We start from the raw sequence: 21,276 nt of genomic DNA, 5'->3' as shown, positions 1-21,276 counted from the left end.
GCCATGATCAAGGCTCTGATTTTCGATGTGTTCGGCACCTGTGTCGATTGGAGGAACTCCGTCGCGCATGAGGTGGAAACTGCCTTTCCCGGGATCGATTCCCTTGCTTTCGCCGATGCGTGGCGTGGCGAATACGATCCTGCGATGCGGCGCATTCGCGACGGCGGGCGCGGCTATGTGGCGCTCGACGATCTGCATCGCGAGAACCTGCACCGGGTAGCCAAGCGCTTCGCGGTCTCGGCACCCGATAGCCTGTCGCATGTCTGGGAGCGGCTGAACCCGTGGCCCGACGTGGTCAGCGGCCTTCACGCGCTGAGGCGCCATGCGATCATCGCGCCATGCTCCAACGGGTCCATCGCGCTGATGACGCGGCTTGCGCGCCACGCGGGGCTGCCGTGGGATTGCATGCTCGGCGCGGATATCGCCCGCGACTACAAGCCGAAGCCGGAGGTCTATCTGGCCTCCTGCGCCGCGCTGCGTCTGCCGCCCGAAGAGGTGATGATGGTGGCCGCGCATAATGATGATCTTGCGGCAGCCCGGTCGCTGGGGCTAAAGACCGCTTTCGTACCGCGCCCCACCGAATACGGGCCTGCTCAGGACAAGGACCTTGTGCCGAGCGAGGAATGGGACGCGATCGCGCCCGATTTCGAGACGCTCGCCAAGGAGCTCTTCGCATGAGCGAGGCCGACGCGATCATCGAGGCCCTTGGCCTCGTGCCGCATCCCGAAGGCGGGCATTACCGCCAAACCTGGGAGGCGGAAGCCGCAGACGGCGCGCGTCCTTTGGGCACCTGCATCTATTTCCTGCTCAAGGCGGGCGAGCGCAGCCACTGGCACCGGGTGGACGGGACCGAAATCTGGCATTTCCACGCAGGCGCGCCGGTGCAGCTCGATATCGCGCCGCAGGAGGCGGGACCGGTGCTGGAATTGCTGTTGGGCCCCGACGTGATCGGCGGCGATCAACCGCAGGGGATCGTACCCGCGGGCCAGTGGCAATCCGCGCGCTCGACCGGGGCGTGGAGCCTTGTCAGCTGCACCGTCTCGCCGGGCTTTCGCTTCGAGGGGTTCGAACTGGCCCCACCCGGTTTCGACATCCCCCGTTAATCACCAGAGACCGATGCTCGCCCAACGCGAAAGTTGATCGAGCCAGCTGACAGGCGGCCACCAGAGCAGCGTCAGCACGATCACCGCGGCCACGAGCCCCACCGCCAGCGCCAATTCGCGCCTGTGACACAGCGTTTGCGCCGCCGCGGACCACAGCAGGTTGCGGATCACCGGCCAGTGTAGCTTGATGTGCCAGACCCCGGCGAAGACGAAGAGCACCCCCATCGCGAGGTGCAAAAGCTCCCAGTCGGCGCGGTCGAGCGCGAGGAGCGACCAGTCGATATCCCGCGCAACCCGGCCCGAGGGCGCAATGCTGACGACGAGGCCGGAGATGACCATGACGACGAAGCTGAGCCCCGCAAGGAAGACCGCGGCGGCCCGGTTCGAGAACGGGGCCTGCTTGCGCGCCTGCGGCGTCGGACAGGGATCGGTTGGAGTTTCAGACATCGGACTACCCTCTTCAATGAGGCCAATCCTAGCGCCGTCCGCCGCGGCGCGGCATGATCAGCGTCAAGTGATGCGAATTTAGCCGGGGCGCGAGACCTTGCCGCCGCCGATCAGCGCCGACACCCCGGTCGTCGAGGGCCCAGAGGTTGCCATGCCACGCGCCACCCGCACCGCGAGATAGGCGAAGGCCTGCGCCTCCAGCATGTCGCCATCGAGCCCGATATCCTCGATCGGCTGCACTGGCACGTTCATGCGCCGCTGCAAAGCCACCATCAGCGCGGTGTTGAGCCGCCCGCCGCCGCATACATAGATCGCCGAGGGCGCGGTCGGGTAATGCTCCCCCGCCCGCGCGACGGAGGCTGCCGCACAGGCGGTAAGCGTGGCTGCCGCATCCGCGTCTTCCAGCGCGGCCACACGGGACAGGACGTCATGAAAATCGTTCCGGTCGAGCGACTTCGGCGGCATCTTCAGGAAATAGGGATGCGTCAGGAAGGCCTCGACCACTGCCTCGTCAACGCGGCCCGTCAGCGCCAGCTCTCCGCCCGCATCGAACTCCGCCTTGCGCCTGAGCCGCATCAGATCGTTGATCGGTGCGTTGGCGGGGCCGGTGTCAAAGGCCAGAACCGCGCCCGGCACCTCTGCCGAGGGTTGGCGCGGATCGACCCAGGTCACATTGCCGACGCCGCCGAGGTTCAGAAACACCGCCGGCGCATCGAGCTTGGCGTATTTCGCGCAGGCAAAGTGGAAGAAGGGCGCGAGCGGCGCGCCCTGCCCGCCCATCTCGACATCGGTGGAGCGGAAATCCCAGACCACCGGGCGCGACAGCACCTCGGCCAGGACCGAGCCGTCGCCGGCCTGATGGGTGCGGCGCGGGCCCTGCATCCCATAGGGATCGTGGGCGAGCGTCTGGCCGTGAAACCCCACGAGCTGCGCCTCTCCGAAGCCGCTGAGCAGTTCGGCATGGGCGGTTTCGACCACCTCGCAGGCCTCCTCCACCCCGGCCTCGCCGGGCCAGCGCCCGAGGGCTGCATGGAGCGTCGCGCGCTCGGCCTCGGTATAGGGGCGGTAGTCGCTGCGGCCAAAATCGAGAATGCGGGTTCCGTCGGTCAACACGAGCGCCGCGTCCACCCCGTCCAAAGACGTGCCCGACATGGCGCCAACCGCCCAGACCGGCCCGGATTTCAACATGGCTTCCCTCTCGTCGCCTGCCCCGATATACGCACGCTCAGACGAAAGGAACAAGCACGATGACCTACCATCCGAAATCAGACTTCATGCGCGTGATGATCGAGCGGGGCTTTCTGGCCGACTGCACGGATTATCAGGGGCTGGACGAGGCTTTGGCGAAAGGCACCGTGCCGGGTTATATCGGCTTCGACGCGACGGCGAAGTCGCTGCATGTCGGCTCGCTGATCCAGATCATGATGCTGCGCTGGCTGCAAAAGACCGGCCACCAGCCGATCACCCTGATGGGCGGCGGCACGACGAAGGTGGGCGACCCCTCCTTCCGCGCCGACGAGCGCCCGCTGCTGACGCCCGACCAGATCGACGACAATATCGCGGGCATCAAGCAGGTGTTTGCGAAATACCTCGATTACGAGGCCGAGACGCCGGCGCTGATGCTCAACAACGCGGAATGGCTCGATGGGCTGAACTACCTCGATTTCCTGCGCGATATCGGGCGGCATTTCTCGGTCAACCGGATGCTGTCGTTCGAGAGCGTTAAATCGCGGCTGGATCGCGAGCAGAGCCTCAGCTTCCTCGAATTCAACTACATGATCCTGCAGGCCTATGACTTCCTCGAACTGAACCGCCGCTACGGTTGCCTGCTGCAGATGGGCGGCTCGGATCAATGGGGGAATATCGTCAACGGGATCGACCTGACGCGCCGCGTGCTCGATCAGGAGATCTTCGGACTGACCTCGCCGCTTCTGACAACCTCGGACGGCAGGAAGATGGGCAAATCGGCCTCGGGCGCAATCTGGCTGAACTCGGACATGCTGAGCCCTTACGAGTTCTGGCAGTTCTGGCGCAACACGACAGACGCCGATGTTGGCCGCTTCCTTAAGCTTTATACCGAGCTTCCGGTCGAGGAATGTGAGCGTCTGGGCGCGCTGGAAGGCTCCGAGATCAACGCGGCGAAGGTGCGGCTGGCCAACGAGGTCACCGCGCTCTGCCACGGCTGGGAGGCCGCGCATGCTGCCGAGGCAACCGCGCGAGAGGTCTTCGAGAAGGGCGGCGTAGGCGACGACCTGCCAACGCTTACGCTGACGGTCGAGGAACTGGGCGACGGGATCAGCCTCGCGCAGCTCGTGGTGCGCTCGGGCCTCGCGAAATCGGGTAAGGACGGCAAGCGGCTGATCGCGGAAGGCGCGCTAAAGGTTGATGACGAGCCCTGCGCCGATCCGGGCCGCATGTTCACCGCCGCCGATCTGGCGACCCCGGTGAAGCTGAGCGCGGGCAAGAAGCGTCACGCGCTGGTCGAAGTCGAGTAACTCTATCGGGCGCGCCTCATGCGGGCGCGCCCAAGCCCCTTTTCCGATACGATCGGCTGTGGCACTCTTTGCCCATGAGCAAAGTCACCAATCTCAACCAGTTTCGCAAACAGCAGGCGCGCGTGAAGAAGCGCGAGCAAGGCTCTGTGAATGCTGAGAAATTCGGTCGCAGCAAGGCCGAGAAAACGCTACAGGAAAGCCGTGCCACGAAAGAGCGGCGCGATCTCGACGGCCATCAGCGCGAGCACGACGAATGAGCCGGCCGAAGAAACGCTCCCTGACGCTGGGCGGGCACCGCACCTCGGTCACGCTGGAGGATGAATTCTGGCGTGCCTTCCGCGATATCGCCCATGAGAAATCATTAGGTCTCAACGAGTTGGCAGCCGAAATTGATGTGGATCGCGGCACCGAGACGGGCCTTGCCACGGCAATCCGCCTCTACGTGCTGGCCTATTACCGGGCGCGTGCGATCTCGTAAGGCAAGCCGCGACGCACGGCGCTTTCCGCAGCCCATGCAAGCTCCTTGCGCGAGCGATAGTCGGAAACCGAGAGCGGCGCGTGGAACACCACTTCGACCGCGCCCTGCCGCGCCTGTGCCAGCACCTTGATCAGATGCGGCCCGAACTCCATATCGCCCCACCAGCCATAGAACCGCACGTCCTCGCCCGCGGGGGGCGTGTAGACCACGGTGACCGGCTGGATCTGCATCACGCGCTCCAGCCCATGGCTGTAGAAGGCCTGAAACAGCGTCGGCTTGAAGGGCAGCACCCGGCGCGCATCGGTCGAGGTACCCTCGGGGAAGAACAGCAGGTGATGGCCCGCCCGGATGCGATCCTCGAACAGCCCCTGCTGCGTCTTTGCCTCACGCGGATCGCGCTTGATGAAAACCGTGCCCGTGGCCCGCGCGAGCCAGCCGACGAAAGGCCATTTGGCGACCTCGGCCTTGGAGACGAAATAGACCCGCTGGCAGGCGTTGAGCGCAAAGATATCGAGCCACGATCCGTGATTTGCGACCACCGCCCCGATCTTGGTCATCGGACGCCCCGTGACGCGATAGGAGATCCCGAGGATCGGGAAGCTCATCCGGCAGACCGCTTGCGTGATCCACGGCGTCCAGGGCCGCGCCAGCCCGTGAACCGGGCGCTCCACCAGACGCACCAGCAGCAGCACTACAAGCCCGATCAGCAGCATCAGCCCCCAGATCAGACCGCGCAGCCCCGCCCGCATCCAATCGAGCGCGCCGAACTGCTTCGGATCGGGCTCGTCCTCGATCCAACTCACGCGCGGCCCTCGAAACGACGGGTGTAGAAGCTGCGATGCTTGTCGCTCATCGCCCTGGTATCCATGAGCAGGAGAACGTCGGTCGTGTTGAACGGATAGTCGATGAAAGCCCCCTCGCCCACGAAGCCGCCGAGCCGCAGATAGGCCTTTATCAGATTGGGCATTTCGGCCAGCGCCGCACGCCGATCCAGCGCCGCCTCAGGCACGAGGTCCATTGGCTGGAACGCCTCTGGCCGCGCGCGCGGACGCATGTGCGCGGGCGCTAGGTGATGGTGATGCAACCACGACAGCGGCGCTTTCAGCTTCTCGGCATCGGTGCCGTGGAAGGACGCAACGCCGAAGAGAATCTCGATGTCATGGGCAAGGACGTAATCGGCCAGCGCGTTCCACAAAAGCAGCATTGCCGCCCCGCGCCGATAGTCCGGATCGACGCAGGAGCGCCCAAGCTCCAGCAACTTGCGCCCGGTGCCGACCAGCGGCGAGAGGTCGTATTCGCTATCGCAATAGAATTGCCCTGCCCGCTCCAGCCGATCCGAAGGTAGCAGCCGGTAGGCGCCCACCACATGCTCGCCTTCAGCGCGTGCGGGATCGACCAGCAGAAGATGATCGTAGATCGAGTCGAGCCGATCGCTTTCCAGACGATTTTGGTGATCGACCGTCTCGCCGCCGCCGCCGAGTTCTTCGACGAAAACGCGGTAGCGAAGCCGCTGGGACGCCACGAGATCGGCGGCATCGCGGGCCAGCCTGATTTCGAATGCGGCGCTGTCGATCACGGGCGTCCTCCTGCCGATATTCGCTGGCCCGGTTTAGAAAGCCGCGCCCGGATTGGCAATATCGCGCAGCGCGGAGCGTGTCATGGACGCATCACGACGGGGGGCGATGCGCCACATCCTCTGGTTGACGGAATTTCTCGCGTGACCTCACGCGCCTGTTAACGTTTCATCAACTTTGTTCAGAGAAAACCAATTCCAACGCGACCCGCCGACCGTCCAGGACAAGCTTGCCTTCATGTTCAAAATTGACCGTCACCTTTTCGCCGATACGCGATTGCACCTGGCCAGTGCCCCAGTCGGGCTGGGCGGGATTCCTGACCAGCATGCCGGGTTCTAGGATTTCATAGATCACATTTCACCTTCTGGAGAGTTTGATGCCATTCGAGACCGCGAATGCGGGTGCGGAGGACGCTGATTTGATCGAACTTGTCGCGTCGCGCCTGTGCCATGACCTTATCAGCCCGATCGGGGCCATCGGCAATGGGGTAGAATTGCTCACCATGACAAGCGAAGCGCCCGGCCCGGAGGTGGAGCTCATTTCGCAAAGCGTGGCGGCGGCGAATGCGCGCGTCAAGTTCTTCCGGCTGGCCTTTGGACGCGCCGGACCCGATCAGCAGTTGAGCGAAGCGGAAATCACCGGGTTGCTGGGCGAAGTCTCCGCTCAGAGCCGCGTGGACTACGATTGGCGGGCGCCGGGAGAGACGCCGCGCGCCGAGGTGAAACTGGCGCTTCTCGCGATGCTTTGCCTCGAAACCGCGCTGCCCTTCGGCGGCGATATCCGCGCGATGCCCTGCGGCGACGGCTGGATGATCACGGCGCGCGCCGAGAAAGCGCGACCCGATCGTGCGGCCTTCGCGGCGCTCGATGGGGAACCGCTGGACCTGACGCCCACGCGGGTGCAATTCGCACTCCTGCCGCGCGAGGCGGCGCGGCAGGGTCGCAGACTCGATTGGTCGGTCGATTCCGAAGGCGGCACGATCGCCTTCTGACAGCGACCGCGTCAGGCTGAAATCGGAGGGTACGGTGCGCTCAGGGACGCACCGTGCCGTGCCCGGTCACCAGGTACTTGAACGAGGTGAGCTGCTCGGCGCCTACCGGCCCGCGCGCATGCATCTTGCCGGTCGCGATACCGATCTCTGCGCCCATGCCGAACTCGCCGCCATCGGCGAATTGGGTGGAGGCGTTACGCATCAGGATCGCGCTGTCGAGCCGCTCGAAGAAGCGGTCGGCGGCGGCGTCATTCTCTGTCAGGATCGATTCAGTGTGCTGGCTGCCATAGCGGCGGATATGTTCGATCGCGCCATCCACGCCATCGACGATCTTCGCCGCGCAGATCATATCGAGGAATTCGCGCCCGAAATCTTCCGCACTTGCCTCGGTGACACCCTCTATTTTCAGCAAATCGCCCGTGCCGCGCACCTCGACGCCTGCTTTGAGCAGGTCTTCGATCAGCACGCCACCATGTTTCTCCCAGAAGGCGCGGTCGATCAGCAGGCACTCCATCGCGCCGCAAATCCCGGTGCGCCGGGTCTTGGCGTTCACCACGACGGCCCGCGCCTGTTCCAGATCGGCTGCCCCGTCGGCATAGATATGGCAGATGCCCTCGAGATGGGCGAAGACCGGAACACGCGCCTCGGCCTGCACCAGACCGACGAGCCCCTTGCCCCCGCGCGGCACGATCACGTCGATGAATTCGGTCGCGCGCAGCATCTCGGCCACGGCGGCGCGGTCGCGGGTCGGCACGAGCTGGACCGCCGCCTCGGGCAGCCCCACCGCACGCAGCCCCTCGAGCAGGCAGGCATGGATCGCACGGCTGGAATGGAAGCTCTCCGAGCCGCCGCGCAGGATCACCGCATTGCCCGATTTCAGGCACAGCGCGCCGGCGTCCGCCGTCACGTTGGGCCGCGATTCATAGATCACGCCGATCACGCCAAGCGGCGTGCGCACGCGCTTGATATGCAGCCCCGAGGGCATGTCCCATTCCGCGATCGTGTCGCCCACCGGATCGCGTTGCGCTGCCACCGCCCGCAATCCCTTGGCGATCGCCTCGATCCGCGCATCGTCCAGCATCAGCCGATCCATCATCGCGGGGCTCAGCCCCTTCTCGGCCCCGTAGGCCATGTCCTCGCCATTTGCGGTGATGATGTCATCTTTACGCGAGAGCACCGCATCGGCCGCCACTTCCAGCGCCTTCTGCTTTACCTCGGCGCTGGCGAAGGCCAGTTCCGCCGCGGCCGCCCGCGCGGCAGCGCCCATCGTCTCGATCAGCCCTTTGGCGTCCATGTCGTCTTTCATTACGCACCCCTACCGGATTTCCCGGTCTGTCCGGTTTTCACCCATTGCGCCAGCTTCACCGCCAGCACGACCCACGGGAGCCCGTGCATCACCAGATCGAACCAATCGACCGTACGCACCAGCGTGCCCGCCGCCAACATCTTCAGCTTTTCCCAAATATGTGGCTCTGGGGTGAATGGCGCGAGACCCAGCAGACCCGCGAACAGGACTGCTTGCAGCAGGGTGATGTGGTCGAAAAACTGCTTGATCCAGCGCATGCGCTCCTCCCGAAACTTCGCCCGGATATAAGCGACAGATGCGCGTTTCACAAACGCAACTTTACCGTAGAAGGGGGGGAAAGTGGCGCGGTTGACGGGGCTCGAACCCGCGACCCCCGGCGTGACAGGCCGGTACTCTAACCAACTGAGCTACAACCGCTCGCATCATCTGCCCGGATCGCCGTCCGAGCGTGGGGAGGGTATTACGCGGGCGACCTGCCCCCGTCAAGCGGCCTGAGAGCAAAAATCCGACGAATTTTCACCTGCCGTTCGGGCAAGCAAATCGCGGCTCCTCAGCGCGCGTCCGCGGCCCTTATTTATCGCGCCCGCACGCGCGCCGATGAGATGCGCTTTCTGCTTCCCCTTGGCAGAAATATCCCGGGGGAGACCGAAGGTCGGGGGCGGAGCCCCCTCTTCTTTTAGTTTTGTCGCCGTCCGGCGACGGGGGCAGCGCCCCCTGTCCGGCCGTTAGTTGCAGGCGGTCTGATAGCCTGTCGCGATTTTCTTCGCGATGCCGAGCATCATCGTCTGCGCCAGCGCTCCGCCCATTTCATCCGCAGGGGCGCCTTGAGACTTCCCAACTTCCATGAGCGTCCCTATCAGCTCTGGATGCGCATTGGCGACCAGTGCAAGCCCCACCGTAGCCACCTTTTGGTTTTCATCAGGGGACTGAGCCTCCAACAGTTCTGTGGTCTGCGACGAAACCCCGAAGGCGTCCTGGAGAACCGACAGGTCTTCCTCCTTTGCCGCTTCGACTTTGTCGAAGCCGCTCTTCAATTCATCCAGCGACATCGCGCCAACTCTGGCCTCGAAGTCGTTCAAGGCGGCACATTGTGCGCTCGAGAGTTCCAGTTTCTGGTCGCTGTCTCCGTTGTCGGCGGTATTACCCTTATTGGCGTTCTGGCCCTCAGCAGACGCGTTTTCCTCTGCGACAGGGCAGCCGGTGAAGGGATGATACATCGTGCCGCCGTAGAACATTTCATCCGGGAACATCTGCTCGTGTTTGGCTTTGTAAGCGCTTTCGAGTTTCGCATAGGTGTCTGCATCTGAGATCGCCGCCACACAGCGATCTTCGATCTTTTCAAGTCCGATGAGATCTCGCGTCTCACTTGCCTTCTCGGCGGCACTATCGAAGCAGACGTATGCTTCCTCATAGAGTTCGTTCTTGTCCTTGCAGATGTTGATTACTGGATCGGCCGCAGGACCATATAACGCTTCCGAGCGCGCCAGGTTGAGCATCTCGTATCCCAATGCCCCGTTTTTCAAACAGTCGGGCAGATCGCTCGCATCTCCCTTGGCATTACACGTGGCGATAACCTCGTCCGGCACGCCCTCTGCGGCGATTGGGCTCGCCATACATGCAACAAAACAAATCAAAGTTGTCCGAAAATACATTTGGCAATCTCCTTCCAAAAACTACTCCAAAGCTGGACGGCGATCGTGGCATCGATATGACGTCGGAAGGCAAATTCCGAGCGATCAAGGCGACTGCCCCCGCGCTTCGCCCCCATCCCATACCCTGGAACGCAAACTGCCGAGATCCAGTTGGATCTCGGCAGCCAGGCCATCTTCGGACTTCGTGTCCGGTATGAGGGTGATAGATCGTATCAGAGTCCTCAGCTCTTCGTTGGCGCGAGCGACGAGATCCGGATCGCCGAGCAGCGCTTCGAGGTCCTGGAGCGCCGCCTCGAAGATCGCAGGGATGTCCGGCGGCGTGGCGTCTTTCCTGTCCTGCTGCACCTCGAGTTGCGCGATCCGGTCTTCGAGCTCCTGGGCTTCTGCTTTGAGCTCCTTGTCGCGCGCCCCGTAGTCGGCAAAGTCGGCGCCGTTCTCGATCGCGCTCATGATTCTGCGGCGGGCTTTGCGCACCTTGGCGAGCTGGGCATTCGCGGCCTTGATGGAGGCCCCCAGATCGGTGCCTTCCAGAATGCGCATCTCGGCCCGGAACGCAGCTTCGAACTCAGCGATCAGTTCAGCGCTGCGTAGCCTGGAGCGCAAAGCGGTGAAGACGCGCGGTTCGATCCGGGTTTGACGAATCGTGAGGCTGTTCTCGCAAACACCTTTCCGGTTCTCACGACACTGGAAGCGGTTCCTGCTCGTCTTGATATAAGGCGCGCCGCAGCAACCGCAGACCATCAGGCCGCTCAGCAGATGCTTCGAGCGACGCGCCGCCTGCGGATTGCCGGTGCTGGTCGCACGCTGCGTGCGCGTCGCGAGCTCGGCTTGGACCTGATCCCAGAGGTCTTGCGAGACGATCCGCAGCGCGTCGAAGGTTTCCGTCACCGTATCATCTTCGGTCGCGAAGACGGCCTTGGCGCCAGTCTCGGGATGATAGCGACGGCCGAACCGGCAAACCGATGCCTCGCCGACGTAGAGGCGGTTGTTCAGGATGCCTTCGCAGCGATCCTTGCGGCCGCGGATCGACGAGGCGTCCCAGGTGCCGCCCTTGGGGGCCGGAATCCGATCGGCGTTCAGCGCCTTGGCAATGGCGGTGGCGGAGCGGCCATCCGCAGTCTCCCGAAAGATCCGGCGCACGACCTCGGCTTGTTCCGGGTCGATCTCGCGGTTCAGCCCCTCAGCGGCCTCGCGCTTGCGATACCCGTAGGCGCTGGTGTGCAGCCGCCCGCGCGAGACCGCCCCCTGCATGCCGCGCCGCGTATGCGCGCCGATCATCTCCGAGAACTGCTGGGCGCCGATGCCCCCGACCAGAACCGAAAAAAATTCCAGCTCGCCCTCTTTCACGGAGTGCAGCTCGACGCCCTGGAACTGGAGAAGGTCGAACTGCGAAAGAGCATCGACGACCTTGCGCGTCAGGCGGTCCAAGGCCTCGATCACGACGACATCGACCTCGCCCCGTGCGACCGCAGCCTTCATCGCCTGGAAACCGGGACGGCGCATATTGCGCCCGGTCTTCTCGCGGTCTTCAAAAATCTCGACCACGGTCCAGCCGTTGCGCTCGCATTCGCGGCGCGCCATGGCGATCTGATCCTCGATCGAGGTGGCTTTCTGCAGGCTCGACGAGTAGCGGGCATAGATGGCGGCGCGTTTCATTTGGCGGTCCTCTCGGTCGGGGCGACGGTCATGTTGGCGGGTGCGGACGCCTCGGCGAAGCGCCGGGCGGCGGCGCGGCCGAGAAGCGAGATGAGCCCGGTCGGTGCGATCTCGATCCGGGTCGTGCCGCCGGGGTTGTCATTGGCTGCGGTCAGCGTTTGGGTGAATGCCTGCATGTCTGCTCCTTGCGCTCTGATTTTTTCGACGCAGAAAGCATGGTTAAGAGCCGAGAAGAGACTGCATCGATTTTAGAAGAAATCTTGCAAGCCATTGCTTTTGAATGAAAGAAAGTCGCTTCCGAGCGGTTTGATCTCCCCAAAAAAGGGGGCGCAGATCCCGTTCGGACCCGCGCCCCAAGTTGGGTGGCTAGCTTACTTTCCGAGCCACCGAAGACGGCGGACTTCTTGATCCGCCGCTATCAAATCGGCGACGCGCTCCGAGTGGTTCAGCGCCACCCTCAGTTCGTCGCGAAACACCTCGACCGTGTCGTCGGGAAGGAACACCCCGAGCCGCTCGATGCAGAGCGCGATTTCGGCGCGAGCCCCATCGCCGATCGTGTCGCGTCGCTCCAGCCTACGCTCGAGCGCGGTGAGCTCCGTGCGGATATCCTCGGCGATGCCTTGGGAGAGGTCGGAAGCTGATTGCAGGGCAAGGCGCAGGGCGCCGGTCGCATCGGCGGCGATGTCCTGGATCCGGTCGATGTCCGGCGTTTTCTGTTCGGGCGAGGACAGGATGATCCGATGGGTGTTGCCGCTCGGGATCATGTTGGGAACGAGCATGGTTATAACTCCTGTTGCGATTGGGAAAGGCGGCAGCGCCGGCGAACTGACGCTGCCGAAAGGCGTCAGCGTCAGGTGCCGGTGATGACCGCCCGCGCCGCGGCCCGGGCCCGGGCTTCGATCACCGATTTGCGGTCATCGACGCGCGCGCGGCGGCGCTCGGCGCGCGCCTCGGCAGCGATGTCGGCCTCGGCCTGAAGTCTCGCCCGGATCGCGTGCATCCGCTCCAGCGGACGCCCGGTCAGACGGCCAAGCACAGGCGTGCGCAGGGTCGGACTGACAGCGAAGGCGCGATTGTTGGGGCGCACGATCACGATGCGATCGCCGCGAAACGCAGTCGCTCGCTCAAGCCCGGCCACGCGCGCATCGTGCGAGCCGAGCGGGATCGCATAGCCCTTGCGAACCTTTTCGGTGACGGAGGTGCCGTAGGCGATGGTGAGCCAGCGCTGCCCAGAGATCAGGGCGGACGCGAGAACGAGACAAGGACGGGCCTTCGGTTCAGGGCCGGTCTTGCCTTCGTCCGTAGGGAAGCGGAACGAGACGATGTCGCCGGAGCGCAAGGTCTCGGACCACGCCTGTGTCGTCGTCTCGACGGTCGAGGGAACGTTGTCGAACATGGGGTTCTCCATTTTGGGAAAAGATCGACACGCTCCCGCTCCGGCGCCTGCGGGGTGTCCGGGTTTCGGTCGCGCGTCATATCGACCGCGCGACAGAAACCCGGACGCCTCGGCGGCCATTCACGCGAAACCGCTCGGGCCCTGGCCCGCGGCCAGTCGAGAGGAGGCACAATGCTGGAGGGGGTTCGGGGGAGGCGCGCCCAAGCGGCCTCCCCCGGGCGCAGGGGGTGTCCAGAGGGGGAGTGCAGAACGACGACCCTCTGGTCCCGCGGAAGGCGGCCGGGGTAGTCCAGAGGGGGTGGCGAGCGTCCCTATGGTCCGTCGGAGGACGCCAGGGGGAGGCCGGAGGGGGCGCGGCGAGCGACCGCCCTTCGGTCCCGCGGAAGGCGCGGGGTCCGGGGCAGCGCCCCGGCGAACGGCTTCTGACAGGGAGGGCCAACGGCCCGGAATGTCAGATGCTTAGTGAGTAATGGCGTGGCAGACTAGTAAGGCGCAACAAGCTTCACTACGGTGTTCCGAGACACGGAGCTCAATCAAGATACTTTCAGTGGACGTCTGATTCATCAGCGACACGACTGAAATCCGATTTCTCAGTGCCGGAGGGCATTCATGAAACTTTCACGCCAGAATAGATTTAGATGACAGAGACCATAAAACTCCCTAAACGCCTATATAAATATAGAGCATTCAGTCCTCGCTTGCTCGATATGCTCGTCCGAGATGAACTATATTTCTCCGACCCCGCGGATTTCAACGACCCATTGGATTGTCGCCCGTCACTTGAGGCGGATGTCACAAATGATCAATTAGAGCAAATTTTAACTCGAATGCGACAGCAGCGCGCCACAGCAGAGATGGAAGCTGCGGCGAAATCTCTCAGATATCGAGGGATCCGGACCTTAGAGCACATAAACAGGCAAGTCCAAAAAACAGCATCGCAGCTATTGGATGAGATTCGCTACTTAGCAACGGATCCTAGCGCTTTGGTGGAAGATCCCCTGAGTTCACTATTGCAGCATTACATCGAGAAAGAGCTATTACTCCGATATGATCGAGGAATTGTCTCCTTCGGGTCTCGCTCGACCTGCCCACTTATGTGGAGTCACTATGGCGACCAACACAACGGAATATGTGCTGCATATTCAATTCCCACCAATAAAAGAGCAGATCTGCATAAAGTTCAATATGGTGGAAGCCGAATGGTCCGCGCAAGTGATGTTGCCACAATGGATCATGACGCCAAAGCCCGGCGCCGTGTCGACGAAGCGGTCTTGTTGCGTAAAGCTGCGAGCTGGCGTTACGAGCGTGAGTGGCGACTCGTCGGAGAACGCGGAGTGCGTGACTCCCCCCTCGAACTAGAAGAGGTTATATTTGGAATACGTTGTAATGTGGCTGTCAAGTTTGCAATAGTTCAAGCGCTTTCAGAGCGCGAAAGGCCGATAAAATTTTATGAGATGCATGAAGTCAAGGACAAATTTACGCTGAAGAAAACTAGAGTCGATGTGGACGAACTTAATGCACATTTTCCTCGCCGCGCTCTGTCCGTCTATGAGCACTTTGATTGAAAATTAAAAAAGTTGCGCATCAAGAGGAAGAAAAAGATTAACACAAAATAAACCACTCAAGACTTCATTCTCCAATAATTTCCAAAATTATCGGAAACGCGTTCAATTGCGTGCCGGTCCACGGGTTCTGCATTGCTCTTCAATAGGGCAAAAATATCACTTAGGATCGTGCGACTGCTTCCGACGTAGGCATGCGAGAAGTTTCCGAGATCAAGATCGTTAACGAGCACTGTATCCATGCCACTCAAGACGAAGGTTGGGGGTGTTATCCCGACCCGAGGAAAGCTATGAAGCCAACCCGAAACTTTCAACGCAGCATCCAAGTCAGAGACGTAAGAGGTGACGCGCCTGCAATGTTTTATTACATCCACGCCTTGATGAGGCATAATGCCAGCATCGATGTCAGCAGCCGCCAAAATAACCTGATTGATCCTTTTCAAAGTATTCGTATTCCCTTTCGCAAGAACTTCAAGCGCACCAATTGCGCACCTGCAACCCATGCTGTGCGCAATTATATTAACCCTTCTCCCCTCTTGGTCGGAAATAAACTTCTTTATAAATTCTGCGAGTAAATACTTACTAACCTCTACGGCCGCCTCATCAGAAGTGTATTTGTAAATCTTTCCTTTCGACGGCCAGCTGAAAAGTCCAATCCCTTGCCCCACTCCAAGATCATACCCAATCTGAGCCGCTCTTAACACCGCATCTTTGAACGTAGTATTGAAGCCATGGACAAATATGGTTGGGCACTCCTTTCTCTTCATGCGGCGAGCTGAATCTCTGATATATTTACCGAAGAGCTCGCTATCTAGAGAAATTAAACGATGAACACTAAGACGATCATCATGCCGATTCATTAACCTCTTCCAAAGTGGCGAACCCAGCGAGCCTATTCTATGGCCTTCTGGAACAATCACCTCGCACACACCATAGCTTAGTTGTTCAGCATTAGCGTCTCCATAATCAACTATCTCCCCCCTTTGAACAATCTTGTCTCTATTGGTTCCAAAGAAGACATCATAGCGAATCTTAGGCGTCTTAACTTCCACCGCCTGGCCTCTAGAAAAAAGTCCTCCTGCGCCTTCAATTTTCATCGCGCCATCTGAAATCTTTCTCATAACGGGGGAATCGAGCAACTCATCCTTCGGATTAATTTCAGACCAAGCCTCTAAGTTACGCCTCTGAGATGCAGTAAGCACGGTTCCAATAAAAGTGGAATCTATAATACTTGCCCCATGAAGGTCGGCATCTCGAAGGTTAGTGTTTTCAAAAATCGATCCGACAAACTGTGACATTTGCGCATTTGCTTTAGATAAATTCGCGTCCTTAAAATTCGCACCATTAAAGTTCGACAAAGACATATCAGAGTTCGACAGATTGGCGCCCGAAAATTTACCGTGAGAAAAATTAAGATGGGAGAGGTTCGCGCCAGAAAGATCAGCGTCTGAAAGATCAATCCTTTCAAAGTATCTCGAAGTTTTTGGCGAGTCACGAAAATCAGGCGGTAGAAAATCGAAAAAATTTACACCCCGCAAATCCGGCGAGAAGCTCACCTTTTTTCGACGGCGATTCCAGCTTTGAACCCCCTCCCTGAGCCACTCAGCGTGTTGTCCCGCGGTCATTTGCTACCCCAAAAAGAAAAGATTTTCCATTAAATCCGACCTAAGCCCATTAGGGTTTTAACCCCTCAGTTGTCGAAGATTACACACAGGTTCTTCCATGAGGCAAGATTCAAGAAATCGAAGCTTCACAACCCAACACGCACGCGTATACCCCCCTGAAAAACCTGATTCTCTGAGGATTCGGCGCCGATGAATTCGAAGTCGCGCGTTTGGGCGTAGATTGCCGCCTCATTTCTTTCTACTTCGTCACTACAAATTTTGGGTTCACGTGCGCAGCGCGATCTCCTGATGATCACCAGTCAGGAATCCAAAATGTCCATCCACTACCCGTTCGAAACGCTCAACGTCGCCGAAGCGGCCGGCGCCCACCCGATCGCGCTCCGCTTCGAGGAGATGTTCCCGCATCAGCTCCACCGCTACGACCTGCATCTCCGACGCAAGCAACGCGACATGGACCATGTCGATCACGAACGCACTCCACTCAATCGCCACCTCCACGGCGAAGAGGACTGGCTCGAATCCCTGAAGGCTGACATCGAACTCGCCCGCCTGCAAAACCTCAATCAAGAGGTCGAGGGTCTGCAGCGCACACGCGGCTCCAACGAAGCGCAGAAACGCCTTATCGAAGGCCCTCGCGATCCGTGGCGTGCGTCGAAAGGTGGCCCTCTGCGCGAGTTCATCATCACCGCCAACAAGGAGTGGTTCGAAGAGACGAGCGACAGTGCCAAGCTCTTCGACATCCGCGAGCAAGAGGCGCGAGAACGCCAGTTCGAAGCGCGCGCGCTCGAATGGCTAAAGAGCCGCTTCGGCGACATGCTGGTCCATGCGCGCGCCGACCGTGACGAGACGACCTTTCACATCCACGGCATTATCGCCCCATGGCACGAGAAACACTCAAAGCGCAGCGGGCGCCAGCGACTGCTCCAGCCCTCCGCGCACCCGCTTCTCAAGGACTATGAGAAGGCGCAAGACGACGTCGGAGCCTTCTTCGCTGAGCTGGGCCTCACCCGAGGCGAGCGACGCGCAGAGGCGCGCCGCAAGGCCAAGGAGGCCCGTAAGACAGACCCAAGCGTCGAGATTCCGAAGAAGCGCAGGCACATCCCCGCTCACATCTGGCGGGCCGACGAAGAGCTGCGACTGGCGAGTGAAGCCCGCAAGCTCAAGGCCGAACAAAAATCGGCACAGGCAGAGCGGGATGAAGCTGCGCGCGCGAAGCGTGAAGCCGATCGAAAGACACATGAGGCGCGCACCGCGTCTGAACAGGCTCAAATGCGCACGCAGGCGGCGGACGAGGTGCTTCAGATCGCTGAGCAGGCCGCACAAGGGCACCTGCGGCCCGGAGAGAACGGGCGGCTCGCAATCCGGCGCGACGATCAAATTGCTCCCGAGACCCGGAAAGGTCTGGAACGCGTGCTCGCCAATCCCGCGCCCGCAGCACGCAAGCTGATCCGTCATTTGGAGCGGGCCTACGGCGCCTTCCGGCAAACCGCGACCCGCCGCGCAGAGGCGGAAGTCGAGACGCGCATGAATGCGGTCACGCGCGCTGAGACTGCGCTTCATGCGCTCCGCCACAAGATTGTCGGTGCGCTGCCGGAAGCTCTCAGGAAGCGCTTCGTCGCCGAGACCACAAAGCCTGGAGCCGAGCTGGAGCGTGCGATGCGAGCCGTTCGGAGGGGTGATCAGAGGCCCGAAAAGGATGACGAACGATGAGCAAAAAATTCTGTTTTCACTATCCCGGAGAGGCCCCACCTAAAGGGTCCAACCGGACCTATTAACGAAAGGAATACCCTATGACGGTTCAAATCCCCCAGTCGAAACGCGACGCGATCTTCAACGAATACTGCCGCATCCAGGACAAGATCACGAAGGTCGCCGAGAAGGAACACAAGGCGCAGCTGCGTCGGCGGCGCTATGTCCTCGACGCGTTCGGCAAATGGCTCGACAAGGCTCCGCGGAGCGAGGTCGAAACCTTCCTCGAGACGCTTTCCGATGCGTCCAGCGTCGCTGACAGCAAGCGGATCGCGGACTACCTCGCCAGCCTGCCTCCCGAGCCGGAATCCCCGGCTTCCGTTGCGCGCGTGAGCGTTGAGGCGAAGACCGAGGAAAGGCCCCAGCCGACGGCGACCGAAAAGAGCGAGAGTTAATCCGAGTTTCGTCCAACGCCTCTGCCCCCCGCAGATGAAAGCAAAGCCCGCCAGTGCTCTGGCGGGCTTTTCATCAATCAAATTGCAGGTGATGCCTGCGCGACAAATAACGGTCGGGCAGCGCCCCCTTTCTCGGCGGATGCAATCAACGTTCCGGCGCGGGAATGAACTCCGCATCATCCGCGGGCGGCAGTTGGAAGCGGCCATGCGCCCAGTCGCCCGCGCGCCATGCCTCTTTGGCCGCGTCGATCTTGTCGCGCGAGGAGGCCACGAAATTCCACCAGATATAACGCGGACCGCCCATGGTCGCGCCGCCCAGAACGATCAGCCGGGCGCCCTGCCCGCCCGCCTTGAGCGACACCCGGTCGCCGGGGCGGAAAACGAGCATCCGACCTTCCTCGTAGGTTTCGCCCGCGACGGTGACGGAGCCCTGCAGCACATAAACCCCGCGATCCTCGTGATTGTCAGGCAGCGGGATCTGCGCGCCCGGATCGAGCTTCGCATCGGCGTAGAACATCTCGGAGGGCAGATCGATCGGTGCATGCGCGCCCCAGGCATCGCCCAGCACCAGCCGCACGGTCTTGCCCTCGGCCTGCAATTCGGGAAGCGCTTCGGCGCCGACATGCTTGAACGCCGCCTGCCCCTCTTCCTGATCCTCGGGCAGCGCAACCCATGTCTGGATACCCGCGAGATGCTGGCCGCTGTCGCGGACCTTGCCGTCAGTGCGCTCGGAATGGGTGATGCCGTAGCCCGCACTCATCCAGTTCACCGCGCCCGGCGTGATCCATTGATCGGTGCCCAGCGAATCGCGGTGATGCAGGCGGCCTTGCAGCAGGTAGGTCACAGTCGCGAGCCCGATATGCGGGTGCGGGCGAATGTCGATGCCCCGCTGGCCGGAGAGGAACTCCACCGGGCCGATCTGGTCGAAGAAGATGAACGGGCCGATCATCTGGCGTGCAGCCGAGGGCAAGGCGCGGCGCACCTCGAATCCACCAAGGTCGCGCGCTCGGGGCGCGATAACGGTTTCAATGGCGTCGACGGCATCGCCGATCGGAATTTCGGGGTCGAGGGCGGGGTTCCAACTCATCGGAGCGCTCCTTTCCTGTGGTTGAGGGAAAGGTAGCATCGCGGCGCGCATATCATAGAGCCATGCGCGAACAGAGTCTGAGCGCGGTCGCGCAACGACACGCAAGCCGTTGATATCCGTACTATTCATGGGGAATGGTGGGCGGTGAGGGACTCGAACCCCCGACATTCTCGGTGTAAACGAGACGCTCTACCAACTGAGCTAACCGCCCCCGACCCCTCCTCTAGCTCCGCCTTGCGCGGGGATCAAGGGCTCAGATGCCTTCGCGCATCCGCGCCTTGCGGGTCGAGGAGAGTTTCATCCCCGGCGCGGACAGCCGCGCCTCCGGCCCGACCCAGGCATAGGCGAGCAGGCAGGGATCGAGATCGGCCGTGGTGATGCGGTGTTCGTGATCGGGTCGGTTCAGGATCAGCGACCCCGGCGCATGCACCGCAGTGTCATTTTCCGACCACGGGCCCGCGACCGAGATATAGCTTTCCTCGATCTCCTTATGGCTGTGCTGCGGATAGGTCGTGCGCGGCGCGAACAGGACGAATCCCAGCACCAGCCGATCCGAAGCCACCGGACCGCGCGGGCCCAGCACCTCGCAATAGGCATATTTGCGTGCCAGCGCCTTCGGCACTTTCTCGTAGCCATATTCCCATGTCAGCTGGCTCGCGACACGCGACAGCGCCCGCGCCATGCCCGCCACCGCACCGCGCTCGCCCAGATCGAGTGCCCGCGACAGATGCGCGGTCACCGGTTTCGGCTGCGGCTGGCGCGGCGTCACCGGGGGATTGGTGTCGATGATCTGCGAGAGCGTGTCTCGCACCCGTTTGCGGTGGCTGCGGATGAGGCGACTGCCGCCCGCCGAGCCATGACGGTAGAGCGTGTCGAATTCCCGCAGCAGATAGAGCCAGTCCGGACAATCGGAGACGCGCAGCCCCTCGTCGTGGGTCGTTTCGTTCATCGGCATCGTGTCGGTCATCGCATCCTCCGCGTATCGCGCCTCGGGCGCTTCTCTGGCGTGCTGTCTGGCCCATAATCTGACGCCGCGGGCCGCAGAAAACTAACCGGAAAACGACGAAGGCGCGTCTGTTCAAGACGCGCCTTCGTAGGAAAATGGTGGGCGATGAGGGATTTGAACCCCCGACATCATCGATGTGAACGATGCGCTCTACCGCTGAGCTAATCGCCCTCCGTGGCGGGCTTTTAGCGCCCCGCTTCTGGCTCCGCAAGAGGGTTTTCGACGAAATCTCAGCCCCGGTTTTCGAGCTCGCTTTCCAAGGCGTCGTCCTCGGCCTGCGCGGCGCCATCCGCCTCTGCCGCGACGGCCTCGAGCATGCCCGAAGGGCGGCGCAGCTTGACCACCAGGATCTCGTCGCCGTTCTTCTCGAACTGGCGGTTGATCTTCAGCTTGCCGAGCGGCGGGATGCTGAGTTCCTCGCCTTCCGAGAGCGCCTCGCCCAGAACTTTCAGCACGGCCTCCGACATTGCTTTCGCCTCGCCGCGCTTCACGCCAGCCTCGACCATCACCCGATCCACGAAGCTTCGCTTGCGCACGAGCGCCTTCGCCTCGGCCCCCGGATCAGGAGCTGCCGGCGTGAGCGTCGCGGCGGAGGCCGGAGGTGTCGCGGGCGTCGCGACGGGGGGCTTGCGGGTCGATTTCGGCTTCTGGCTCTTGGCCATGGCGGCTCCTTTTTTGATCGTAATACGAAGAGGTTAAGGGCAAACCTGTTCAAATGCAAAAACGCCCGCCGCGACATGCGACGGGCGTTCTC

Annotated in this window: 25 protein-coding genes and 3 tRNA genes; 9 read left to right on the top strand and 19 right to left on the bottom strand. The window is 61.7% G+C overall.

The window, feature by feature from the left end; genetic code table 11:
* Positions 1 to 3 precede the first annotated feature (3 nt).
* Positions 4 to 678 carry a haloacid dehalogenase type II gene (locus B6V73_RS00280; protein WP_088724492.1) on the top strand — a complete coding sequence of 225 codons (675 nt, stop codon included), beginning with the start codon at positions 4 to 6 and terminating at the stop codon, positions 676 to 678.
* The gene (locus B6V73_RS00275) at positions 675 to 1,103 is read left to right on the top strand and encodes a cupin domain-containing protein (protein ID WP_088724228.1); all 429 of its coding nucleotides are present in this window, start codon (positions 675 to 677) and stop codon (positions 1,101 to 1,103) included. The genes B6V73_RS00280 and B6V73_RS00275 overlap by 4 nt, the downstream gene beginning before the upstream one ends.
* On the opposite strand, the gene B6V73_RS00270 is transcribed toward B6V73_RS00275, so the two are convergent.
* Positions 1,104 to 1,550: a DUF4405 domain-containing protein gene (locus B6V73_RS00270; RefSeq protein ID WP_075776602.1), complete on the bottom strand. Its 447-nt coding sequence runs from the start codon at positions 1,548 to 1,550 to the stop codon at positions 1,104 to 1,106.
* Between the two features lie 78 nt (positions 1,551 to 1,628).
* Positions 1,629 to 2,738 carry an anhydro-N-acetylmuramic acid kinase gene (locus tag B6V73_RS00265; RefSeq protein ID WP_088718733.1) on the bottom strand — a complete coding sequence of 370 codons (1,110 nt, stop codon included), beginning with the start codon at positions 2,736 to 2,738 and terminating at the stop codon, positions 1,629 to 1,631.
* Positions 2,739 to 2,797: 59 nt separating this feature from the next.
* Between B6V73_RS00265 and tyrS the strand changes: the two genes are divergently transcribed.
* From tyrS to B6V73_RS00250, 3 genes are all read left to right on the top strand, one after another.
* Positions 2,798 to 4,045: a tyrosine--tRNA ligase gene (gene tyrS, locus B6V73_RS00260; RefSeq protein WP_088724227.1), complete on the top strand. Its 1,248-nt coding sequence runs from the start codon at positions 2,798 to 2,800 to the stop codon at positions 4,043 to 4,045.
* A 74-nt stretch (positions 4,046 to 4,119) separates the two neighbouring features.
* Positions 4,120 to 4,302, top strand: coding sequence for a DUF4169 family protein (locus tag B6V73_RS00255; protein WP_078523133.1), 183 nt, complete (start codon positions 4,120 to 4,122; stop codon positions 4,300 to 4,302).
* Entirely contained in the window at positions 4,299 to 4,523 is a 225-nt protein-coding gene (locus tag B6V73_RS00250) for a ribbon-helix-helix domain-containing protein (protein ID WP_075776606.1), read from the top strand. Before B6V73_RS00255 ends, B6V73_RS00250 begins: the two co-directional genes overlap by 4 nt.
* Here B6V73_RS00250 and B6V73_RS00245 read toward each other — a convergent pair.
* The 3 genes from B6V73_RS00245 to B6V73_RS00235 all read right to left on the bottom strand — a co-directional run bounded on the left by B6V73_RS00245 (position 4,499) and on the right by B6V73_RS00235 (position 6,448).
* Positions 4,499 to 5,272 (bottom strand): lysophospholipid acyltransferase family protein, encoded by a 774-nt coding sequence (locus tag B6V73_RS00245; RefSeq protein ID WP_075776631.1) that lies wholly within the window; start codon positions 5,270 to 5,272, stop codon positions 4,499 to 4,501. The two genes, B6V73_RS00250 and B6V73_RS00245, sit on opposite strands and share 25 nt — an antisense overlap.
* Before the next feature lie 50 nt (positions 5,273 to 5,322).
* Positions 5,323 to 6,099, bottom strand: coding sequence for a GNAT family N-acyltransferase (locus B6V73_RS00240; RefSeq protein ID WP_240504077.1), 777 nt, complete (start codon positions 6,097 to 6,099; stop codon positions 5,323 to 5,325).
* A 169-nt stretch (positions 6,100 to 6,268) separates the two neighbouring features.
* On the bottom strand, positions 6,269 to 6,448 hold the full coding sequence (locus tag B6V73_RS00235) for a DUF3553 domain-containing protein (protein ID WP_233243185.1): 180 nt from the start codon (positions 6,446 to 6,448) through the stop codon (positions 6,269 to 6,271).
* A gap of 25 nt (positions 6,449 to 6,473) precedes the next feature.
* Between B6V73_RS00235 and B6V73_RS00230 the strand changes: the two genes are divergently transcribed.
* Positions 6,474 to 7,088: a histidine phosphotransferase family protein gene (locus tag B6V73_RS00230; RefSeq protein WP_088724226.1), complete on the top strand. Its 615-nt coding sequence runs from the start codon at positions 6,474 to 6,476 to the stop codon at positions 7,086 to 7,088.
* A gap of 40 nt (positions 7,089 to 7,128) precedes the next feature.
* Here B6V73_RS00230 and B6V73_RS00225 read toward each other — a convergent pair whose 3' ends face one another.
* The 8 genes from B6V73_RS00225 to B6V73_RS00190 all read right to left on the bottom strand — a co-directional run bounded on the left by B6V73_RS00225 (position 7,129) and on the right by B6V73_RS00190 (position 13,098).
* A complete protein-coding gene (locus B6V73_RS00225; RefSeq protein ID WP_088724225.1) occupies positions 7,129 to 8,394 on the bottom strand; it encodes a glutamate-5-semialdehyde dehydrogenase in 1,266 nt (421 codons plus the stop codon).
* The gene (locus tag B6V73_RS00220) at positions 8,394 to 8,651 is read right to left on the bottom strand and encodes an RND transporter (protein WP_088718736.1); all 258 of its coding nucleotides are present in this window, start codon (positions 8,649 to 8,651) and stop codon (positions 8,394 to 8,396) included. Before B6V73_RS00220 ends, B6V73_RS00225 begins: the two co-directional genes overlap by 1 nt.
* Positions 8,652 to 8,734: 83 nt before the next feature.
* Positions 8,735 to 8,811 (bottom strand) — tRNA-Asp (locus tag B6V73_RS00215).
* A gap of 308 nt (positions 8,812 to 9,119) precedes the next feature.
* Positions 9,120 to 10,046 (bottom strand): hypothetical protein, encoded by a 927-nt coding sequence (locus B6V73_RS00210; RefSeq protein ID WP_143597847.1) that lies wholly within the window; start codon positions 10,044 to 10,046, stop codon positions 9,120 to 9,122.
* 84 nt (positions 10,047 to 10,130) lie between these two features.
* Complete coding sequence (locus B6V73_RS00205) at positions 10,131 to 11,702, bottom strand: recombinase family protein (RefSeq protein ID WP_088724223.1); 1,572 nt, start codon at positions 11,700 to 11,702, stop codon at positions 10,131 to 10,133.
* Positions 11,699 to 11,878, bottom strand: a complete 180-nt coding sequence (locus B6V73_RS00200) for a hypothetical protein (RefSeq protein ID WP_088724222.1) — start codon at positions 11,876 to 11,878, stop codon at positions 11,699 to 11,701. Before B6V73_RS00200 ends, B6V73_RS00205 begins: the two co-directional genes overlap by 4 nt.
* Before the next feature lie 195 nt (positions 11,879 to 12,073).
* Entirely contained in the window at positions 12,074 to 12,481 is a 408-nt protein-coding gene (locus B6V73_RS00195) for a hypothetical protein (RefSeq protein ID WP_088724221.1), read from the bottom strand.
* 71 nt (positions 12,482 to 12,552) lie between these two features.
* Positions 12,553 to 13,098, bottom strand: coding sequence for a type II toxin-antitoxin system PemK/MazF family toxin (locus B6V73_RS00190; protein WP_088724220.1), 546 nt, complete (start codon positions 13,096 to 13,098; stop codon positions 12,553 to 12,555).
* A gap of 638 nt (positions 13,099 to 13,736) precedes the next feature.
* On the opposite strand from B6V73_RS00190, the gene B6V73_RS00185 reads away from it, so the two are divergent.
* Positions 13,737 to 14,663, top strand: a complete 927-nt coding sequence (locus B6V73_RS00185; RefSeq protein ID WP_075773990.1) for a DUF2971 domain-containing protein — start codon at positions 13,737 to 13,739, stop codon at positions 14,661 to 14,663.
* Positions 14,664 to 14,719: 56 nt separating this feature from the next.
* On the opposite strand, the gene B6V73_RS00180 is transcribed toward B6V73_RS00185, so the two are convergent.
* Complete coding sequence (locus B6V73_RS00180; protein WP_088724219.1) at positions 14,720 to 16,285, bottom strand: alpha/beta hydrolase; 1,566 nt, start codon at positions 16,283 to 16,285, stop codon at positions 14,720 to 14,722.
* Between the two features lie 312 nt (positions 16,286 to 16,597).
* Here B6V73_RS00180 and B6V73_RS00175 point away from each other — a divergent pair, with 312 nt between their 5' ends.
* Both B6V73_RS00175 and B6V73_RS00170 read left to right on the top strand, forming a co-directional pair.
* Positions 16,598 to 17,995, top strand: a complete 1,398-nt coding sequence (locus tag B6V73_RS00175; RefSeq protein ID WP_168174838.1) for a plasmid recombination protein — start codon at positions 16,598 to 16,600, stop codon at positions 17,993 to 17,995.
* Between the two features lie 80 nt (positions 17,996 to 18,075).
* Positions 18,076 to 18,429: a hypothetical protein gene (locus B6V73_RS00170; protein WP_088724217.1), complete on the top strand. Its 354-nt coding sequence runs from the start codon at positions 18,076 to 18,078 to the stop codon at positions 18,427 to 18,429.
* A 145-nt stretch (positions 18,430 to 18,574) separates the two neighbouring features.
* On the opposite strand, the gene B6V73_RS00165 is transcribed toward B6V73_RS00170, so the two are convergent.
* From B6V73_RS00165 to B6V73_RS00145, 5 genes are all read right to left on the bottom strand, one after another.
* Entirely contained in the window at positions 18,575 to 19,516 is a 942-nt protein-coding gene (locus B6V73_RS00165) for a pirin family protein (RefSeq protein ID WP_088724216.1), read from the bottom strand.
* A 135-nt stretch (positions 19,517 to 19,651) separates the two neighbouring features.
* Positions 19,652 to 19,727 (bottom strand) — tRNA-Val (locus B6V73_RS00160).
* A gap of 42 nt (positions 19,728 to 19,769) precedes the next feature.
* Positions 19,770 to 20,483 carry a dimethylsulfonioproprionate lyase family protein gene (locus B6V73_RS00155; RefSeq protein ID WP_168174837.1) on the bottom strand — a complete coding sequence of 238 codons (714 nt, stop codon included), beginning with the start codon at positions 20,481 to 20,483 and terminating at the stop codon, positions 19,770 to 19,772.
* Between the two features lie 135 nt (positions 20,484 to 20,618).
* Positions 20,619 to 20,693, bottom strand: a tRNA-Val gene (locus tag B6V73_RS00150).
* 59 nt (positions 20,694 to 20,752) lie between these two features.
* Entirely contained in the window at positions 20,753 to 21,184 is a 432-nt protein-coding gene (locus B6V73_RS00145; RefSeq protein ID WP_088724215.1) for an HU family DNA-binding protein, read from the bottom strand.
* Between the last annotated feature and the right edge of the window lie 92 nt (positions 21,185 to 21,276).

This window comes from Thioclava sp. JM3, from assembly GCF_002213185.1.
In the GTDB taxonomy this organism is placed as follows: domain Bacteria; phylum Pseudomonadota; class Alphaproteobacteria; order Rhodobacterales; family Rhodobacteraceae; genus Thioclava; species Thioclava nitratireducens.
The sequence above is the reverse complement of the archived record's forward strand: the minus strand, read 5'-3'. Positions and strand labels throughout refer to the sequence as shown.

Bases quoted from the DNA above. Each gene is read 5' to 3' on its own strand.
- B6V73_RS00220 (WP_088718736.1), bottom strand. From the start codon at position 8,651: ATGCGCTGGATCAAGCAGTTTTTCGACCACATCACCCTGCTGCAAGCA.
- tyrS (WP_088724227.1), top strand. From the start codon at position 2,798: ATGACCTACCATCCGAAATCAGACTTCATGCGCGTGATGATCGAGCGG.
- B6V73_RS00170 (WP_088724217.1), top strand. From the start codon at position 18,076: ATGACGGTTCAAATCCCCCAGTCGAAACGCGACGCGATCTTCAACGAA.
- B6V73_RS00255 (WP_078523133.1), top strand. From the start codon at position 4,120: ATGAGCAAAGTCACCAATCTCAACCAGTTTCGCAAACAGCAGGCGCGC.
- B6V73_RS00205 (WP_088724223.1), bottom strand. From the start codon at position 11,702: ATGAAACGCGCCGCCATCTATGCCCGCTACTCGTCGAGCCTGCAGAAA.
- B6V73_RS00195 (WP_088724221.1), bottom strand. From the start codon at position 12,481: ATGCTCGTTCCCAACATGATCCCGAGCGGCAACACCCATCGGATCATC.
- B6V73_RS00185 (WP_075773990.1), top strand. From the start codon at position 13,737: ATGACAGAGACCATAAAACTCCCTAAACGCCTATATAAATATAGAGCA.
- B6V73_RS00180 (WP_088724219.1), bottom strand. From the start codon at position 16,285: ATGACCGCGGGACAACACGCTGAGTGGCTCAGGGAGGGGGTTCAAAGC.
- B6V73_RS00275 (WP_088724228.1), top strand. From the start codon at position 675: ATGAGCGAGGCCGACGCGATCATCGAGGCCCTTGGCCTCGTGCCGCAT.
- B6V73_RS00155 (WP_168174837.1), bottom strand. From the start codon at position 20,483: ATGACCGACACGATGCCGATGAACGAAACGACCCACGACGAGGGGCTG.
- B6V73_RS00225 (WP_088724225.1), bottom strand. From the start codon at position 8,394: ATGAAAGACGACATGGACGCCAAAGGGCTGATCGAGACGATGGGCGCT.
- B6V73_RS00250 (WP_075776606.1), top strand. From the start codon at position 4,299: ATGAGCCGGCCGAAGAAACGCTCCCTGACGCTGGGCGGGCACCGCACC.
- B6V73_RS00190 (WP_088724220.1), bottom strand. From the start codon at position 13,098: ATGTTCGACAACGTTCCCTCGACCGTCGAGACGACGACACAGGCGTGG.
- B6V73_RS00245 (WP_075776631.1), bottom strand. From the start codon at position 5,272: ATGCGGGCGGGGCTGCGCGGTCTGATCTGGGGGCTGATGCTGCTGATC.
- B6V73_RS00280 (WP_088724492.1), top strand. From the start codon at position 4: ATGATCAAGGCTCTGATTTTCGATGTGTTCGGCACCTGTGTCGATTGG.
- B6V73_RS00265 (WP_088718733.1), bottom strand. From the start codon at position 2,738: ATGTTGAAATCCGGGCCGGTCTGGGCGGTTGGCGCCATGTCGGGCACG.
- B6V73_RS00165 (WP_088724216.1), bottom strand. From the start codon at position 19,516: ATGAGTTGGAACCCCGCCCTCGACCCCGAAATTCCGATCGGCGATGCC.
- B6V73_RS00200 (WP_088724222.1), bottom strand. From the start codon at position 11,878: ATGCAGGCATTCACCCAAACGCTGACCGCAGCCAATGACAACCCCGGC.
- B6V73_RS00270 (WP_075776602.1), bottom strand. From the start codon at position 1,550: ATGTCTGAAACTCCAACCGATCCCTGTCCGACGCCGCAGGCGCGCAAG.
- B6V73_RS00175 (WP_168174838.1), top strand. From the start codon at position 16,598: ATGTCCATCCACTACCCGTTCGAAACGCTCAACGTCGCCGAAGCGGCC.
- B6V73_RS00145 (WP_088724215.1), bottom strand. From the start codon at position 21,184: ATGGCCAAGAGCCAGAAGCCGAAATCGACCCGCAAGCCCCCCGTCGCG.
- B6V73_RS00210 (WP_143597847.1), bottom strand. From the start codon at position 10,046: ATGTATTTTCGGACAACTTTGATTTGTTTTGTTGCATGTATGGCGAGC.
- B6V73_RS00230 (WP_088724226.1), top strand. From the start codon at position 6,474: ATGCCATTCGAGACCGCGAATGCGGGTGCGGAGGACGCTGATTTGATC.